Source organism: Acidiphilium sp. JA12-A1, assembly GCF_000724705.2.
Classification (GTDB): Bacteria; Pseudomonadota; Alphaproteobacteria; order Acetobacterales; family Acetobacteraceae; genus Acidiphilium; species Acidiphilium multivorum.
Genome location: NZ_JFHO01000001.1, coordinates 1 through 16,591, shown reverse-complemented (window position 1 = coordinate 16,591; position 16,591 = coordinate 1). Strand labels below are relative to the sequence as shown.

The following is a 16,591-nucleotide window of genomic DNA, read 5'->3' as shown; positions in this document are numbered from 1 at the left end:
TCCCGCACCGCAGGATGCGTCGCCCAAAGCCTATGTCAAACACCGTTAAAAGCCCTCTCCAATAGGCGACATCGCGGGCAACGATCATAGCCCACGCTTGCGGGCACGGCCATATTTCGAACGGTGAATACCTATTGTCGCGGCTGGCCTAAGCCGACAAGCCGGAGCGATTTCGCACCAGAGATGTGCGCGACTTCACACTCAACGACTGAATTCGGCGAACCCATGTTGAGGCTCTCGGGGCGTCCCCGAACAACCAAAGAAGGATGGAGAAGCTATGGGAAAGCTTGAGGGTAAAGTGGCAGTCATCACGGGTGGATCGAGCGGTATGGCGCTGGCAAGTGCCAAGCGGTTCGTTGAAGAAGGTGCCTACGTTTTCATCACGGGCCGAAGGCAGGAGGTGCTTGATGAGGCCGTCAGGCTGATTGGCCGGAACGTGACCGGCGTCCGCGGCGACGCGGCTAACCTCGACGATCTCGACCATCTGTTCGCCACGGTCAAGCGGGAAAAAGGCAAGATCGACGTCCTGTACGCGAGCGCCGGCATGGGCGAAGCCGTCCCACTGGGCGAGATTACCGAACAACACTTCGATACGACCTTCAACCTGAATGCGCGAGGCACGCTGTTCACTGTCCAGAAGGCGTTACCGCTGTTCAACGATGGCGGGTCAATCTTCATGACCGGGTCAGTAGCTTCTATCAAAGGCTTTCCTGGTTACAGTGTTTATGCAGCTAGTAAGGCGACGTTGCACGCGTTCGCACGCGGTTGGCTTAACGAACTGAAGGACAGGAACATCCGGGTAAACGTGCTGCACCCAGGTCCGATCGCCACACCGATGCAGGACCAGGTTCTCACCGAAGAGGCTAAGCAGATGTTCGAATCCCTGATTCCCCGGAGAAAGATGGGGCGCGCTGAGGAAATCGCTACGGCCGCGCTGTTTCTTGCCTCAGACGATTCGAGCTTCGTGAACGGGGTGGAGTTGTCTGTCGACGGCGGCTTTTCGGCCATCTGAATGGCCGGAAAATCAATATCGGTACGGATTGGAGCAGTATCATGAGCTATGCGATTATAGGATTCGGCAAGGTCTGTTAGGCCCTGGCCCACAGTTTCGCCCGTAGCAACATCGACGTCATCGTCGCGAGACGTCAGCCGCCTGAGGCACTTTCGCCGCAGGCTCGGGCGATCGGCCCCACAGTTATTGCCGGGTCACTGCACGGCGCGCTTGAGGCCGACACAATCATTTTGGCGGTCCCATTCGGAGAGCATCGCGTGGTTGCGTAGGCTCTGCCGCGTTGGGAAGGTAAGATAATCATCGACACGATGAACACGTTTGGCGTTCCCGTGCGATCGACGCTCGAAGCCGAAGTCGGGGCGATCATGGGCGGTCCTGCCTTCAAGAAGGTGCGCGATCGCATTGAAGAACGGTTTGCGCGGTTCTGGTCGCCTACCGGCCAGAAGCGCGGACGTCAGAACGATGCCCGCGTGCGTGTTGAAGCAGCAGAACGAGCCGCACACGAGGCCGGCGAACGGCTCAGGGAACTGGAGCAAGGTTTCGCCGATCTTGAATCGGCGCGACTGCGGCTCAAGGTCTTACAGCGGGAGTTGAGCGATGATACTGATGCTCAGACGCGCAGGGACTTGGTCGCATCGTTGGAGGTCGCGAGCGCCGCCGCGCTGATCGTCGCGACACGGAAGGCCGACATGAGGCGATTGGGACAAAGCTGCGTGGCCTCGAAGACTTGTCCCACCGCCACCAATTGGCATTCGCCATGCGCCGCGAGGCCCAGCTCGCCCTCGAGCAAGCGAAATCGCGGCGCGGGGACCTCTCTGACGGCCTCGCGCGCATCGGCGCCATCACCCCCGCCGACGAGGGGGTCGGCCTGGCACGGGGCGCCGAGGCGCTGAGACTGTTCGTTGCTGGGGTAGCGCAGGAAGAAGAGATTGATGAGACTGACCTCCCTGATATCGACACCCTTACAGCGGCCGTAGCACGTGCAGGAGACGCGACGGCGCGCGCGTAGGGGACGCTAGAAAGTACGCTCGAAGCGCTGCGGCGTCTCGAGCAGGACGACGTGCCACTCGCGACAGCGGAGGCAAGCGCCGCAAGCGATCTCGCCAATGCGGACGCCAATATCACCGCCATCGAAGCATGTCCGAAATTTGCGACGCTGAGTTCGGATGTAGCTCGAGCACGAGCGGATGCCGCAACCGCTTCGGTCAAGCTTGAGGAAGCCAGGCGCGATGCGACCGCGCATGATCTCAATTCGATCAAACGCTGGATCAATACGATCGATGCCCGTGCGAAAGCCGCGGCAGAAGCCCGGACCAGGCTCGAAATGGAGATTGCTCGCCTTGAGGGAATTGTCGAAAGCGAAGGCGGCAAGGGTCTGGCTGACCGGGAAGCCGCAGCGCGTGAGCAGGCCGAGGCCGCACGCGCCGCCTTGCAACGCGTCACCGAGGAGGCAGACACCCTCAAACTACTGCGCCAGACGCTGGACCAGGCGCGGGAGGAGACCTCGGCAAAATTCGTCGGTCCCGTCGCAGGGCGGGCGAAGCGCTATATCGAGCGGCTGCTACCAGGGTGCGATCTGAGCTTTTCAGAGGATTTGGCGCTCGGTGCGGTGATCCGCGGCGGGATCAGCGAGGGCTGCGCGGATCTCTCTCGCGGCACACAGGAATAGTTGGCGATCCTCACGCACATTGCCTTTGCCGACATGTTGCTTGAACAGGGGCGGCCGGTATCATTGATTCCCGATGATCCGCTCGATCTCTGCCGCCGCCCGGCTCGACCTCATGATCGATATACTTTTCGAATCTGCCGAGCGGATACAAGTGATCCTGCTAACTTGCCGCGAAAGGGCCTTTCGGCACGTCTGCGGTCATCGGCTCTCGCTTACGGCCGCCGTGTGATGACGGAAATCAACACACGCATCGATCCTGACCGATTAGATTGGTGGGCGTAGCTGCCTGCCAGCCCGTGGTGAACGAACATCCGCGTAGCATGTCAGGGCGCCCACGAACTGCCGTTGCGGTGTCTGCCCAATCCCACCATAGCCCTTCCCGCTGCTTGGCGACATCGGGGATCCTAAGACTATTGTGTATTCGATCGCTCGGGGCGAATGTCTCATTCGGTCGGGGGGTAAAGAAACTACGCATGGCCCGGCTCCGTCCGCTCAACCAACGTTGCTTGGAAAATGCCGAACGGGGAGCGTTGAGCCATTGCTGGACGTTTGCCGGCCCACCGCGCCGTCTCAAGCCGAGTTCCTTTGACAATGCCACGAAAGGCGCGCTTATACTCTCTTTACTCAAACAAAAAACGAGGATTACGGGCGGAATTGAAGGCCAACCGGCGGGATCCAATACCGGTTCTCAGCACCATTCAAATCTTCCACTATCTACAGCGCGTTGCTTGGAGGCGAGCCCATGATCGAGCAGAAACTGCTACGTGGCAACATCGTGGATGGACTGCCGCATGCAGGGAATAACATGCATGTGGGTACGGCTGCCTTTGTCGTGGTCAATCCTCCCAAAAATTGGTCTATGCTTCCTTCAACCGGCGGTACTTTCGGCCCCAAAAAGCGGGTCGTCAGCCACAATACCAATGCGAACAAGAATTGGAGGAACTTCGATTTCCTTGACTGGTTGCCTGGAGACATCTCCTTGACGCCTCTGACGACCGACGTCGTCACTGGGCCAATGAGTGGATGTCAACTGGGGACAATCATGTACAATGGAGCGCTACATGCTTATCACGTTGGAACTCAGGATGGCAAAGACACGGCCAATGCCGCGGTGAAGCAGACGTTTCACAACTATTGCGTTGCGCAGGGTATTCAGCCGACCGGATTCAACCCGCTCCGCCAGTGGAACGGCAACTATCCCGTTGCAAAGAAGGGAGAGGGACGTGAATACGTCTACGGGATCATCACAACGAACGGCAACTTCTATGCACTGTTCACGTATGGTGAAGCGAACGGTCAGAAGAACCGCATTGCCGGGATTCAACAAATTGCCCCACTGGCTGCGCACGTGGCAATTCTAGGAGGCTAGGCGACGCTGGAAACGGATGTGCTACCAGAGTTCGGTATAAGTTGTTGTGGGTCCCCGCAACCAGAAATTGGGCCGCCGAGTCAATGGATTGGCGGGCTTTTTGACCCCGGCAACCGCCATCCCAAAATTACCTCCGGAATCATACCGGATTCAGCCGGGAGAAAACTCAGCCGTAGGATTGCGGCGTAAATACGACCCGCGCATTCTGCTACTATCGTGTCCTCGCTTCGCCGATCAAGACCCGAGGAAAGCACGCAGTGCGCCGTGCAGCCAAGGATAGAGTTCCTCGGCTTTGGTGCTCAACCTCGACTTCAGGTCGCGCGTCTGGTCGTCCGCAATGACTTCGATCACCCCCGCAGCGATACCATCATAGACCTCGGCAACAACGCTTGCCGGACTGCTCTTCGGCACGTTGAAATGGGCGGACATCGGCGTGTCGATCATCCCGACCAGGACGCCAACCACCTGGGTGCCCTGGGCCTCCAGCGCGAAGCGCAGCCCGTTGGTGGCGGACCAGGCCGCCGCTTTCGAGGCAGCATAGACGGTCGGGAGGCTAATCCAGGCCGAAGACGACAGGACATTGACCAAAGTGCCGCCGCCTTTGGCGGCCAATACAGGCGCGAAGGCGTTGGCGACGCGCAGCGTCCCGAAGAAATTGGTCTCGAAGATGCGGTGGGCCTCGCCTTCCGGGCCGAAAAGGGTGTCGCCCGTCGGGGCGATGGCTGCGTTGTTGATGAGCAGATCGACATCAGGGGCCGTCGCGGCCGCGTGGGCAACCGCATTGGCATCGGTTATGTCAAGCGCGAGCGGCTGGATCCGGACGTCCGGCCAATCCTTTGGCGTGCGAGCCGCCGCATAGATTTTCGCAGCGCCCCGTTTGAGCGCCTGCCACACGAATTGTTCGCCCATCCCGCCATTGGCGCCGGTAACGAGAACGATTCTGCCTTCGAGTGTTGGGAGGGGCTTGCTGGCGGCTGCGGTCATGATCTACTCCGATTCAAAGTGGGGTTACCCCCGATTTATCCGGGGATAGTCCCCAATTCGTCAAGGGCGAACTGATGACCGTTTATCCAGACGCATTGCCGCAGCGTCCCTTGCGCGCCGATGCCCGTCGCAACCGCGACGCAATCCTGCGGGCAGCGCGTGCTGTGTTCGATGTGGAGGGGGCGCTCGCCTCGCTGGACGGGATCGCGATTAAGGCCGGCGTGGGAAACGCGACGCTCTACCGCAACTTCCCGACGCGGGAGGACCTGCTGGCAGCGGTGATGGAGGCGGACCTCGCCGATGCGCAGGCTCAGGCGGAAGTATTGGCGTGCGAGCATTGCCCCCGCCAGGCACTGGCCGAATGGCTGGTTTGGCTGACCTGGCGGCTACGCATCTGGCACGATCTGCCTCAGTGCGTGGCGGAAGCCCGGACCGCAACAGGGTCGTCGCTGAACCCGGCGGTGTCCACACTCGTGGCGCAGACCGGCAATTTGGTCGAGCGTGCGCGGGCGTCAGGCGATATGGTGGATTCGGTCGCGGCCACCGAGGTGTTTGAACTGGTCACGGCGCTATCCTGGGCAGTGGACCGGTTCGGTGATGACGAGACCGCCGCGCGCAGGAGGGTCGAACTGGCGACAGCCGGGCTCTTTACCTGAAACGCCGGTATGGTCGTGGGCATCAGTGATGCCTATTGTGCCCTCCTGAAGTCCAAACGTGCCCAGAAGGTCGTCTGCTTGGCAGCCGGGAAAATCCGCTAAAGGCCGAAACCGGTCTCGTTTATATCAGAGTTGCATACCCCGCTGATCAATGGCGTGCTGTAGCGAGCTATGGGCAATGAACGGATATCTTGGGATATTACCTGATACCGTGGCGTAGGCTGGCGGGCCGGGAATGATGAAGATGGGCACTATTCCTACGCCATAACCACCTAAGACCCGGCAAGCCTTTCCTATGCTATGGCCACTTAGTCGTCCTGACCTGCAGCTGGACTTTTATCCGGCTGCGAATGGAGCCTTAGGCGTTTCTGTTACGCCGTTCGGCGCGGGGTGAGCAACCGGCGGAGGCGCGGAGCCATTGCGGAGCGCAGCGCTGGAGCCGGTTGCGGTGAGGACCTCGGCGTAGGCCGCCGGGGTCTGGTAGCCGAGCGAGGAGTGCGGCCTCGCGGTATTGAAATCCGCCACCCAGTCAGCGATGGCGGCGCGGGCATGATCGAGGCCGAAGAACAGACTCTCGTTCAAGAGTTCGTCGCGCATGCGGCCGTTGAAGGACTCGACATAGCCGTTTTGCATCGGCTTGCCGGGCGCGATGTAGTGCCATGCCACCCGGTGATCCTTCGACCAGGCGAGGATGGCGTTCGAGGTGAACTCGGTGCCGTGATCGGAAACGATCATGGCGGGCTTGCTGCGGCGGCCGATCAGGCTGGTCAGTTCCCGCGCGACCCGGCGACCGGAGATCGAGGCGTCCGCGATGGCGGCCAGACACTCGCGCGTCACGTCATCGACGACGTTGAGCACGCGGAACCGGCGGCTGCAGGCGAACTGGTCGTGCACGAAGTCCAGCGACCAGCGGGCATTGGGCCGTGCCTCGAGAAGGATCGGTGCGCGTGTGCCCACCTCCCTTCGTCGTGCCCGGCGCTTGCGCACCGTGAGCCCTTCCTCGCGATAGAGCCGGTAGATGCGGTTGATACCGGACGACTCGCCCTCCCGCCTGAGCAGGATGAACAGCCGCCGATAGCCGAAACGCCGGCGCTCATTGGCAAGATCGCGCAGCCGGTCGCGCAGTTCCGTCTCCGGAGCACGCTGGGATCGATAGCGGATCATCTTGCGATCGGCGCCGACAACCGAACAGGCCCGCCGCTCCGACAGGCCCATCACGGCCTGCAGATGCGCGACCGCTTCGCACTTGGCGACGGGCCCTACCATTTTTTGAATGCAACTCGCGAAGTGCCGAGGCTTCCAGCATCTGGTCGGCAAGCAGTTTCTTCAGCTTCGCGTTCTCGTCCTCCAACGCCCTCAGCCGCCTGGCGTCGGACAAGTCCATCCCGCCGTACTTAGCCTTCCAATTATAAAAGGTCGCCTCGGAAACGCCGTGTTTGCGGCAAAGATCCGCAACCTTCGCGACCGCCTCCTGCTCGCGCAGAACCCCGATGATCTGCTCTTCCGAAAACCACTTCCGCTTCATCCGTCCGTCCTTCAACCAAGGCCGGACTCTAATCCCAACCAGAGGAAATTGCCCGGAGCAGGTCAGAACCAAGAAACTGGCCCCAGCGCGGCCAGAGCAGCTATCTGCGGTGGTGGCCACGCCGCTTCAGGAACGGCCGACGTACCAATTGCTGCGTCGAGGAGGCCAATTTTAATCATCTGAATCGACGCTCTCTGTTCAATTCAAATGATTAACGTCCCAGGGGTCAGCCCTGGTTGTTGATGAAGCTGGCGATGTCCAGCAGGGTGAACGCCTTTTTGCTGCTGTGCTGCAAGACGATTTCCATTTTCGGATTGGGACGGCCGACATAGCAGAAGTAACCGCCTTTATCGAGTCCGCTGAGGAACGTATCTGTCTGCGCTTCTTTCCAAGTATATTCGGTTTTAACGAGAGTCACGTTGGTGAACCGGTTCTTGCTGACGCCGTAAGCCTTGGCCTTGAGCTTGGTGAATTCGACTGTGGCATTATGCTTCATCACCAAGGGTTGGCTGATGAGATACCGCAGTGCCGCAGGCATCACCGGCACGCTGCTGCCGTACTCGCCGCAGATGATGCCGAGCTGCGCCTTCGTCGCGATATAGTTTTTAACCCCCCACTTGCCCTGCATATGGTTTCCCCAGTCGCGCATGAGCTTCACCATCACCCTGCGCGAGGAGGAGAAGAAAAGCAGCGCCTGCTCCTCCGCCAACACATTGGCCAAAAGATTGTTGTAGATTTTCTTGGAGGGCGCAACCAGAACGCTGCCCTTGCCGCGGCCCGAACTATACGCTTCGTTGCCGAAATAATCGTAATCGATTTCATTTGTATCAACCAGCCGTTGAGTGATGAAATCCAGCATGGCCGCTCCTTATCAGACATTTCTCATTTGAGCGGCTTATCCGCCCCCTATTAGGAACGGGATAGCAACATTCGGGCCCTGATGGAAGGCGAAATTGTGCGGCAGTAGCCTCCGGCGTGGTAGATTCGCGGCCACGATCCGACGCACCCGGCAGGCAGCGGCCTTGCCATCCGCCAGCGTCTCGACCATCTCGGCACACGTGTCCGACGGGGCCGACAAAAAGCGATGAATCGCAATCTCCCGCGCCCGTGTGCCGCCAAGCTTGCGAATGACCAGCGACCCAGTCTCCACCACCCGTCCAACCAGCGCGCTGCCCATCGCCGCACGTCGCGCGTCACCAAAGTGACCCAAAGCTCCAGCCCGTGTCGCCAACACTTCCTCCATCAGCCTCAAAATCATGGAGAATCAGAGGACGTCTATTACGGCAATTAAAATGTGTGAATGCCGTAGGGTAATCAGGAGGGGGAACGGCGGCAGGCCCGTCGAGGAGCACACGATCCTCAGTACCCGACATTCGGTCCACGTCGTAAGCTGCCACAAATAAGACCATACTATTTTTGTTCACTTAAAAGTGTCACTGAATCAACCTGCGAGACTTTAATGGGTTACACACCGGAAGATGCCGAGCGTGAGGCTGGCGAGGAATATCTCATCACACAAATTCCCCTAGACCATCGAGATGTCATCGTCTCTAAATTTGTTGAAGAGAGATTAAATTTATATTATACTGACTATCCAGATTTGTCGCGTGCGGCGGAAAGTGCGCTCCATGAGGCCCGCCGACTGCTCGACCTCAGTTCGTCTGCAGCCTTATTACTGCGTTTTTGTCGATCGAAATTCCGATTCTGGACGTGTTACTGAAGCCTGTTGTCTCTGGGCTAATACATAACTCCAACCTAAGTGATTTACTGGCTGAGTTAATAGGTTTTCGTAATAGGCAAACCGACAAAATACTCTTTAATATAATGGATGAAATTGGTGCGCCGTTGTCGGTTCGTTCAGTTAGTTGGTGGAATAGGCAAAATAGGCGGTACCGCCGTGAGCGCCGGTCCATTGTGAAACTGGGTCGGAATGTGAGGTTAACTTCGGTTCGGCCGTGCTTGCCGCGCCGAAGGCGGCGTCATCGAGCGTTTCCCGGTATTCCCTGACAGCCCGGAGCGCATCTTCGGGATTGATGCTGTCAGGCTGCCAGTCCGCCTTCGGTGTCGAGTTCTGGCGGTTTACGCTGGCCTGGATGATGCTGGCGTCCGCGGCAAGGCGCTGACCGCTGGCCAGGCCCTCCGCGAGACAGCCTGCGACCACCGTATCGATCAGATGACGCAACAAGTCGCTGTCGGGGAAGCGGCCATGACGGTTCTTGGAGAAGGTCGGGTGATCCGGCACCGGTGTGGTCAGATCGAGGCGGCAGAACCATCGGTAAGCGAGCTTGAGATGGACCTCCTCGCAGAGGCGGCGGTCGGACCGGATGCCCATGACGTAGCCGACTGGTAGCATGCGGAGAATCAGTTCCGGACCGACAGATGGCCGTCCGGTGGGCTATAAAATGGTGCCAGGTGTTGCCGGATGCCGGCCAGGTCGACGAACGGATCAACCGATCGGAGCATGTGGTCTGGCGGGACGTGCGCTTCGATCGAGAACTCGTAGAACAGAGCACCTTGCGTTTCCTGCCGGGAACCCATCATCGTTGTTCACCTCAAGCCGCCGCAGCAGAATTGAATCAGCGGTCGACCCTTCAGGCAAGCCGAGTTTTTCAACGGAATACGCCCATAATGGCCGTTCACCGGCGGTATTGCCGACTCTCCAAAGCTATCACTCATAGCAGTTGAGTGGACACTTCCGTCCGTGCAAGGGTATGATCCCTCGGTCCTTCTGTTCGATTACGACGGAGTATGAGTGGCGCCTTTTACCTGCACGGTGAATATGTGTTTTCCTTGAAGTATCTCTTTGTGACACTCTTCATTGCTTGCGCAACGCTGGCGGTGTGTCATTCAGCGCCTGCCCTTGCCAATCCTGTCACGATATTTGATTGTCATCTACCCGCTGGCAAGTGGGTCACTATTACCCAGGATGGTAATAGATTCACTTACCGACATGGAACAGCCCATGGTAATGATCTGAAAATAGAAGGTGATGTTCACTCCCGTAACGTGTTCTACTGGTCCGGGAGATACACAAACATCGAAAAACAACTTCGCTTTACTAAAGGAAAATATAGCTATATTGTATTCAGCCTTGGCGCAAATCCGAGTCTTGGTGCCGACCCAGATTCGGGCCTCGAAGTTCTCAAAGGTAGAAAAATTATCAGCGATACCAAGGGCAACAACGACATCTGCTCACCTTGGGCTGACTTAAAAATCTCGATGGATAATGATTTGCCCGAAGACGATGATTCGTGGTCCGCCATGTGATCACTGCCGGCGCTTCGTGCCTCCGATATTTCCACGTTTTCAATTCTTCACATGGTAACTGCCCTTCCGCTCCCCGTCCAAGTTGTCCAAAATATTAGGCGGAAAGAACGGGCCCAACCAAGTCATACGTCGGGTCGGCCTTGACTCACCAAGGCGGGTATTCTTTCTCGGCTCGTCATTGACCGGGTAGGGGGCAAAGCCGCTAGTCTACTTGGGGGCTGACTAATATGGCGGATCTATGCCATGGCGCCACCGGATGTCCGCGGTCGGAAACCGTCATCCGCCAGCGATCGCCCCGACGACCAAGAATGGCTCCTTCCCTGCAGCGATGGCGTCCGGCAACTCTGTATCCGGACTTTGCAGCGAAAAATCTTGCTGGCAGGCAAAGTACCTGATGAACGGGCGCCGGTTGCCCGTACGTTGGTCACGAATTGTACCCAGCAGCATCGGGTAATCCCTCTCCAGCACATCCAGCACGCGTGTCGGCGTCACGGGCGATTCGACGTGCAGCCGAACCTCCCGATCCGTGCGGGCCAGCACGCACAACCCGGCCGGGAGTTCCACTCGCACCAAGTTCATGGCAGCGTCTGAACTTCCACGGACAGGATAGCGGGAAGATCTCGCACGATCGCTGTCCAGTTCTCGCCCCCGTCGGAGGAGGCGTAGACCTGCCCGCCGGTAGTGCCGAAATAGACGCCGCATTCCTCCAAGCAATCAACCGCCATCGCGTCCCGCAGCACATTCACGTAGCAGTCTCGCTGCGGCAGCCCGCGAGTCAGAGGTTCCCAGTCGCCGCTGCTGCGGCTGCGATACACTTTCAGTGCACCGTCAAGTGGATAATGCTCCTGGTCGCTCTTGATCGGCACGACATACAAGGTCTCCGGCTCATGTGCGTGAACGTCGATGACGAACCCGAAATCGGTCGGCAGGTTGCCGCTTACTTCGTGCCATGTTTCGCCCGAATCGTCGGAACGCATCACATCCCAGTGCTTCTGCATGAAGAGCGTATTCGGTCGCGAGGGGTGCATCGCGATGTGATGCACGCAATGGCCTGTCTCTGCATCCGGATCCGGAATGTGAGCAGAACGCAAGCCCTTATTGATCGCTTTCCAGGTCCCACCTCCGTCGTCGGAACGGAAGGCGCCGGCCGCCGAAATGGCGATGAACATGCGCTTCTCATTTCCCGGATCCAACACGATCGAATGCAGGCACATGCCGCCAGCCCCCGGCATCCAACTGGCTCCCGTACCATGGCGTCGGAGACCAGCTAGTTCCTGCCAACTCGTGCCTCCGTCGGTGGAGCGGAACAGCGCCGCATCCTCCGCGCCAGCATAAACCGTGTCGGGATCGATCAACGATGGTTCCAGATGCCAGATCCGCTTGAATTCCCAGGGATGCGGCGTTCCATCATACCATTGGTGCGTACCCGGAATCCCCTCGTACGGAAAATCATTGCCGACAGTGGTCCAGTTCTGGCCTCCGTCGTCCGAACGTTGCATCACCTGGCCGAACCAACCGGTGCTCTGCGAGGCGTAGAGCCGATCGGGATCGGCCGGTGACCCCTTCATGTGAAATATCTCCCACCCGCCGAAAAATGGTCCAGAAACCGACCAGTTACGCCGCGCGCCGTCGGCGGCAAGGATGAATGCGCCTTTGCGAGTGCCGACCAGAACCCTGACCTTGCTCATTCGTGTTGCTCCTTTCCTGACTTGGCGGCTCTTCGCCGGGCCGATGCTTTTACGGGCGACCTTGGCCTGAACGGTGGGATCAGCGGCGTCGGATCTCGCGCCTCCCAACGGCGGTAGGTCTCGGCCAGCACCTCCGCCCGATTGCTCGCCAGATGGTCGATCAAGGCACAGGGCGCGGCGGTTTCCTCGTGCCGGGCCGCCCAGATCAGGAGTTCCAACATCGCGGGGGCGAGCGCGATACCTTTTTCGGTCAACCGGTAGAGCCGGGCACGGCGATCCCCCGCCGCGGGTTCGACCGTCAGCAGTGCCGCCGCCTCCAGCCGACGCAGGCGGTCCGCCAGAATGTTGGTCGCGATGCCCTCGCCAGCACCGAGGAACTCCCCGAAGCTGCGATAGCCACGCACCATCAGATCGCGAATGATCAGCAGCGACCAGCGATCCCCGAAAATCTCCAGCGCCGCATTCACCGGACAACCCGAGCGCGGGTGTTGGGTCGAAGTACCTCGCATATTTTGAAGATGTCGCAGAACGCTTGTGTTTTGCAAGTTATTTTATGACTCGTCTCCCGACAGCGCCGTCGTCACGACGATGGCTCCTCGCGAGCGCGCCGATTTTCGGGCCGATCGAGCCGGTCCGACGCATCACGGGCGACTGTCGAATCGATTTGCAGACACGTCGCGCGGTGCGCGGCCGGCTAGATGCAAACCCGTCGGCACACGGCTCGGTGAGCACGGGGCGATTGCATTCTCGTTGTCGATCCCTATCGTCGCCGCATGAAAATGATCGGACTGATCGGCGGCATGAGCTGGGAAAGCTCGGCCGAATATTACCGGATCCTCAATCAGGGCGTGCGCGACCGGCTTGGACCTACCGCGTCGGCACGATGCCTGCTCTGGTCGTTCGACTTTTCCGAGATTGAACGCCTCCAGCACGATGGAGATTGGAACAGGCTGACCGCTCGCATGATCGATGCCGCGCGGCGGCTCGAGACGGGCGGGGCGGACATGCTGCTGATCTGCACGAACACGATGCACCGGATGGCGGAGGCGGTGCAGAACGCCGTATCGGTGCCGCTGCTTCATATCGCCGATCCTACGGCCCAGCGGATCAGGAAGGCCGGGCTCAAGAGGATCGGGTTGCTTGGCACCGCTTTCACCATGGAGCACGATTTCTACAAAGGCCGGCTGCGGGACGTGCACGGTCTGGATGTGGTTGTGCCAGACGAACATGACCGTGCCGTCGTCCACCGGATCATTTATGACGAGTTGGTGGCAGGAAAGGTCGTGTCGGCCTCGCGCGACGCCTACCGCCAAATCATCGCCCGCCTTGTCGCGGATGGGGCCGAAGCGGTGATCCTCGGCTGCACCGAGATCATGTTGCTCGTAAAGCCGGAGGATAGTCCGGTTCCACTCTTCGATACGACCGCGCTTCATGCCGAGGCGGCGATCGCCATGGCGCTGGAAGGCCACATACAACCACGGCCTTGAGGCGGATCGAAGCGGGCACCCGGGGATCGACCGGGGTCGAGCGGCGCGCCGCGGCTTCGGGGCAGCGGACATTCCGCTTGACGATGAACATGAGTCCCGACAGGGTGACTCCCATGTTCGGGAACCAGACCCTTTGTGATCGACGCCGACGCCGCTTCACCCGAGCGGCGGCGTTTTGGGCCGCGCGTCGATCAGCGTCCTTCCGCGTGGTGACGGCCTCACCCTGAGTCCCACACGTCGGAGCGGTCCCGGCCCGCGTTCCTGAACCTCCGCAGCCCTCGGCTCCGGGGGTTTTGTTTTGCCCGAACCTGAGAAGGATACCACCATGAGCATTCGCGTCGGCATTGTCGGGATCAGTGGCTTTGGCGGTGGCGAGGCGATGCGCCTCGTCGCGAGCCACCCCTCTTTTGAGCTTATCTACGCTGCGGGCGAAGGCAGCGCCGGCAGCCGGTTGGGGGACCGCTTTCCCGGTGTGCCGGCCAAATTGGCCGAGCTGGTGATCGAGACGTGGAACCCTGCAACGCTGCCGAAGCTCGACGTGCTGTTCGCGTCGCTGCCCACAGGCACCTCGACCGAAGCGCTGGAACGCGTCCCGAACGACGTGAGGATCGTCGATATCGGCGGCGACCATCGCTACGTCGAGGGTTGGGCGTATGGCCTCGCCGATATCTGGCCAGAGCGGATCGAAGGCCAGATCCGCGTGGCCAACCCCGGCTGCTTCCCCGCGGCGACGCTGACCGCGCTGGCGCCGCTGTTGGTCAACAATTTGATCGAGCCTGGCAACATCGTGATCGACGCCAAGACTGGCATCTCCGGTGCCGGCCGGGGCGGTGCCAACACCAAGCTGGGCTACGCCGAGAGCAACGAGAATCTGCTGCCCTACGGTTTGCTCAAGCACGTCCACATGCCCGAGATCGCCAAGACGATCGAGCAGCTGAGTGGCGGTAGCGCCACCGGGCTGGTGTTCACGCCACATCTGGTTCCGATGACCCGCGGCATACTCGCCACCATTTACTGTCGCGGCCGCGCCGCCACGGGCCAATGCCTGGACGCGGCCCGCCTCTTCTACGAAGGGCGGGCGTTCGTCCGCGTGACCGACAAGCCGCCGCAAACCAAATGGGCGACCGGATCGAACCTCGCGTTCGTCAGCTATGCCGCCGATCCGGAGCGCAACCTGGTGATTGCGATGGGCGTGGTCGATAATCTCGGCAAGGGAGCGGCCGGGCAGGCCGTGCAGAATGCGAACCTGATCTGCGGCCTGCCCGAAACCGCGGGCCTGGATGGCTTACCTGTTTGGCCGTGATGAGAGCCGGTCATCCGACAGCCCCGGCAGCGCCACCTTGTATTCCTGAATCGTGTTGCCGCCGTCAACAACGATCATTTGGCCAGTGATGTAGCTCGCCTCGTCGGCCGCCAGGAACAGGGCGGCATGAGCCACCTCCTCCGGCCTGCCAGGCCGGCCGATAGGGGTGAAGCGGCCGGCGGTCCGCTCCGCCTCACTCGACGAGCCGGTGGCGATCCAGCCCGGTCCGATGCAGTTCGCGGTGATCCCGTGCGGCCCTTCTTCCAGCGCCAGCGCACGGGTCATGCCCAATAGCCCGGCCTTGGCAGCCGCATATGTGCCGGACCCTGCGATGCCCGTAAGCGGCCCCGTGACCGAGGACATCTGCACTATCCGGCCGTGGCCGCGGGCCCGCATCCCCGGCAGTACCGCACGAGTCAGAAGGAAGGCGCTGGTGAGATTGATGGCAAGGCCGTAGGCCCAACCTTCATCACTTTGCTCGGATAGCCGCACGGACGGTTCGTCGCGCCCCATCTGCACCATGCCGGCGTTATTGACGAGAATATCCACCGGCCCCAGCAGATCGGCGACGCCCGCGACCAGGTCCGCCACAGCCTCTAGCCGGGTCAGGTCGGCCACCGCGGCATGGGTACCGGCGCCGAGTTCCGCCTGCCGCTCGAAGATACGCGCCGTGGTGGAGGTAATTGCCACTCGTGCCCCTGCCGCCGCGAGCGCCTTGGCGCACGCAAAGCCGATGCCCGTCGTGCTCCCCGCCCCGGTGATCAGCGCCACCCGTCCCACAACGCCAGCCATAGCTTGCCCTCCGCTACGATCGGGGCGAGCCTAGCTGGGCTGACAGCTGGCGAACACCCGTAACTGCAGCGTGAATGGACGCAAAGTACTGCGAACTTCACATCCGCTGGAAGCAGAGCCTTTGTCGCTCACGCGTTGAAGCAGATGGTGTGATTTGTCTGCGCGAATATTTTGCCGCTCCATTTTTTGGGTTTCGCGCCTTCCTCATCCGGAGCCTGGCCTTCGGCTTTGCGCCCAAGCACGAACCCGCTTCGCGGGAATAGGGCTGAGGTTGAAGCGGCACATTTCGATGAGGTCTTGAGCGCGGGGCGGTAGGCTTCTCAGCATGGGGTTCCCTTCATTTTAAGAGGAACCTCCGATGCCAGTTTCACCTATCGAACGGCCTGTCAGCGCGCTCCGGCAGCGCATGCTCGAAGATATGGCGATGCGCGGCCTGCGATCGGCCACGCAGCGGGACTATATTCGCTTTGTTCAGAGCTTCGCGGCATTCCTCAGGCGGCCGCCGGACACGGCGACAGCTGAGGATATCCGTCGCTTTCAGGTTCACCAGCACGAGAGCGGGGTGCAACCGCCGACGATCAACTGCTCGGTTTCGGCGCTACGGTTTTTCTTCACGGTGACGCTCGATCGGCCGGACCTGTCGCGGCGCCTGGTCTTGGCGCGCTCGCCTCGCAAATTGCCGGATGTGCTGAGTGTCGATGAGGTCGGCCGGCTGCTCGAGGCGGCCCCCGGCATCAAGTACAAGGCCATTCTCGGTACCGCCTATGGCGCCGGCCTGCGCGTGTCGGAGGTGGCAAGCCTCAAGGTCGACGATATCGACAGCACGCGGATGCTGATCA

Annotated in this window: 19 protein-coding genes and 1 pseudogene; 10 read left to right on the top strand and 10 right to left on the bottom strand. The window is 60.3% G+C overall.

The annotated features are described in order from the left end of the window. Window positions 1-277 precede the first annotated feature (277 nt). Together RT91_RS00085 and RT91_RS19980 are read left to right on the top strand one after the other, a co-directional pair. Window positions 278-1,012, top strand: a complete 735-nt coding sequence (locus tag RT91_RS00085) for an SDR family NAD(P)-dependent oxidoreductase (RefSeq protein ID WP_035184870.1) — start codon at window positions 278-280, stop codon at window positions 1,010-1,012. 83 nt (window positions 1,013-1,095) lie between these two features. Beyond that, on the top strand, window positions 1,096-1,281 hold the full coding sequence (locus tag RT91_RS19980) for an NAD(P)-binding domain-containing protein (protein ID WP_205408931.1): 186 nt from the start codon (window positions 1,096-1,098) through the stop codon (window positions 1,279-1,281). On the opposite strand, the gene RT91_RS21215 is transcribed toward RT91_RS19980, so the two are convergent. Both RT91_RS21215 and RT91_RS21210 read right to left on the bottom strand, forming a co-directional pair. Then, window positions 1,207-1,548, bottom strand: a complete 342-nt coding sequence (locus RT91_RS21215) for a hypothetical protein (RefSeq protein WP_051788096.1) — start codon at window positions 1,546-1,548, stop codon at window positions 1,207-1,209. The two genes, RT91_RS19980 and RT91_RS21215, sit on opposite strands and share 75 nt — an antisense overlap. Window positions 1,549-1,622: 74 nt before the next feature. Beyond that, window positions 1,623-1,802, bottom strand: coding sequence for a hypothetical protein (locus RT91_RS21210; RefSeq protein WP_051788094.1), 180 nt, complete (start codon window positions 1,800-1,802; stop codon window positions 1,623-1,625). A 270-nt stretch (window positions 1,803-2,072) separates the two neighbouring features. Here RT91_RS21210 and RT91_RS00070 point away from each other — a divergent pair, with 270 nt between their 5' ends. Both RT91_RS00070 and RT91_RS21205 read left to right on the top strand, forming a co-directional pair. Further along, a complete protein-coding gene (locus RT91_RS00070; RefSeq protein ID WP_051788090.1) occupies window positions 2,073-2,681 on the top strand; it encodes a hypothetical protein in 609 nt (202 codons plus the stop codon). A gap of 742 nt (window positions 2,682-3,423) precedes the next feature. Then, complete coding sequence (locus RT91_RS21205) at window positions 3,424-4,050, top strand: hypothetical protein (protein ID WP_152982763.1); 627 nt, start codon at window positions 3,424-3,426, stop codon at window positions 4,048-4,050. 234 nt (window positions 4,051-4,284) lie between these two features. Here the strand turns inward: RT91_RS21205 and RT91_RS00065 are convergent, their stop codons facing one another. After that, window positions 4,285-5,034, bottom strand: a complete 750-nt coding sequence (locus RT91_RS00065; protein ID WP_035184869.1) for an SDR family oxidoreductase — start codon at window positions 5,032-5,034, stop codon at window positions 4,285-4,287. Between the two features lie 74 nt (window positions 5,035-5,108). On the opposite strand from RT91_RS00065, the gene RT91_RS00060 reads away from it, so the two are divergent. Further along, entirely contained in the window at window positions 5,109-5,690 is a 582-nt protein-coding gene (locus RT91_RS00060) for a TetR/AcrR family transcriptional regulator (RefSeq protein ID WP_035184867.1), read from the top strand. A gap of 336 nt (window positions 5,691-6,026) precedes the next feature. Here the strand turns inward: RT91_RS00060 and RT91_RS00055 are convergent. Both RT91_RS00055 and RT91_RS00050 read right to left on the bottom strand, forming a co-directional pair. After that, window positions 6,027-7,215, bottom strand: a protein-coding gene (locus RT91_RS00055) for an IS3 family transposase (protein WP_152982762.1) whose coding sequence is annotated in 2 segments (ribosomal slippage) — window positions 6,027-6,960 and window positions 6,959-7,215 — 1,191 coding nt in all. Because the reading frame shifts where the segments join, the coding sequence is not laid out codon by codon here. A gap of 226 nt (window positions 7,216-7,441) precedes the next feature. Continuing rightward, the gene (locus tag RT91_RS00050; RefSeq protein WP_035184863.1) at window positions 7,442-8,074 is read right to left on the bottom strand and encodes a hypothetical protein; all 633 of its coding nucleotides are present in this window, start codon (window positions 8,072-8,074) and stop codon (window positions 7,442-7,444) included. A 600-nt stretch (window positions 8,075-8,674) separates the two neighbouring features. On the opposite strand from RT91_RS00050, the gene RT91_RS21200 reads away from it, so the two are divergent. Continuing rightward, window positions 8,675-8,935 (top strand): hypothetical protein, encoded by a 261-nt coding sequence (locus RT91_RS21200; RefSeq protein WP_152982761.1) that lies wholly within the window; start codon window positions 8,675-8,677, stop codon window positions 8,933-8,935. Window positions 8,936-9,079: 144 nt separating this feature from the next. Here RT91_RS21200 and RT91_RS00040 read toward each other — a convergent pair. Next, window positions 9,080-9,756, bottom strand: a pseudogene (locus RT91_RS00040) (transposase); the annotation flags it as partial. Window positions 9,757-9,963: 207 nt separating this feature from the next. Here RT91_RS00040 and RT91_RS21195 point away from each other — a divergent pair. After that, a complete protein-coding gene (locus RT91_RS21195; RefSeq protein WP_152982760.1) occupies window positions 9,964-10,482 on the top strand; it encodes a hypothetical protein in 519 nt (172 codons plus the stop codon). 276 nt (window positions 10,483-10,758) lie between these two features. On the opposite strand, the gene RT91_RS00035 is transcribed toward RT91_RS21195, so the two are convergent. The 3 genes from RT91_RS00035 to RT91_RS00025 are packed head-to-tail and all read right to left on the bottom strand — an operon-like array spanning window position 10,759 to window position 12,637. Further along, window positions 10,759-11,046: a MoaD/ThiS family protein gene (locus RT91_RS00035; protein ID WP_205408928.1), complete on the bottom strand. Its 288-nt coding sequence runs from the start codon at window positions 11,044-11,046 to the stop codon at window positions 10,759-10,761. 11 nt (window positions 11,047-11,057) lie between these two features. Continuing rightward, a complete protein-coding gene (locus RT91_RS00030; protein WP_035184859.1) occupies window positions 11,058-12,170 on the bottom strand; it encodes a sialidase family protein in 1,113 nt (370 codons plus the stop codon). Further along, on the bottom strand, window positions 12,167-12,637 hold the full coding sequence (locus RT91_RS00025; protein ID WP_082468491.1) for a helix-turn-helix domain-containing protein: 471 nt from the start codon (window positions 12,635-12,637) through the stop codon (window positions 12,167-12,169). Before RT91_RS00025 ends, RT91_RS00030 begins: the two co-directional genes overlap by 4 nt. A 312-nt stretch (window positions 12,638-12,949) precedes the next feature. Between RT91_RS00025 and RT91_RS00020 the strand changes: the two genes are divergently transcribed. Beyond that, on the top strand, window positions 12,950-13,657 hold the full coding sequence (locus RT91_RS00020; RefSeq protein ID WP_240314119.1) for an aspartate/glutamate racemase family protein: 708 nt from the start codon (window positions 12,950-12,952) through the stop codon (window positions 13,655-13,657). 325 nt (window positions 13,658-13,982) lie between these two features. Further along, window positions 13,983-14,960 carry an N-acetyl-gamma-glutamyl-phosphate reductase gene (argC, locus tag RT91_RS00015; protein ID WP_035184855.1) on the top strand — a complete coding sequence of 326 codons (978 nt, stop codon included), beginning with the start codon at window positions 13,983-13,985 and terminating at the stop codon, window positions 14,958-14,960. Here argC and RT91_RS00010 read toward each other — a convergent pair. Then, window positions 14,943-15,752 carry an SDR family NAD(P)-dependent oxidoreductase gene (locus RT91_RS00010; protein ID WP_051788086.1) on the bottom strand — a complete coding sequence of 270 codons (810 nt, stop codon included), beginning with the start codon at window positions 15,750-15,752 and terminating at the stop codon, window positions 14,943-14,945. The two genes, argC and RT91_RS00010, sit on opposite strands and share 18 nt — an antisense overlap. A 358-nt stretch (window positions 15,753-16,110) precedes the next feature. Here RT91_RS00010 and RT91_RS00005 point away from each other — a divergent pair. Then, a partial coding sequence (locus tag RT91_RS00005; protein WP_035184892.1) for a phage integrase N-terminal SAM-like domain-containing protein occupies window positions 16,111-16,591 on the top strand: 481 nt, incomplete at its 3' end.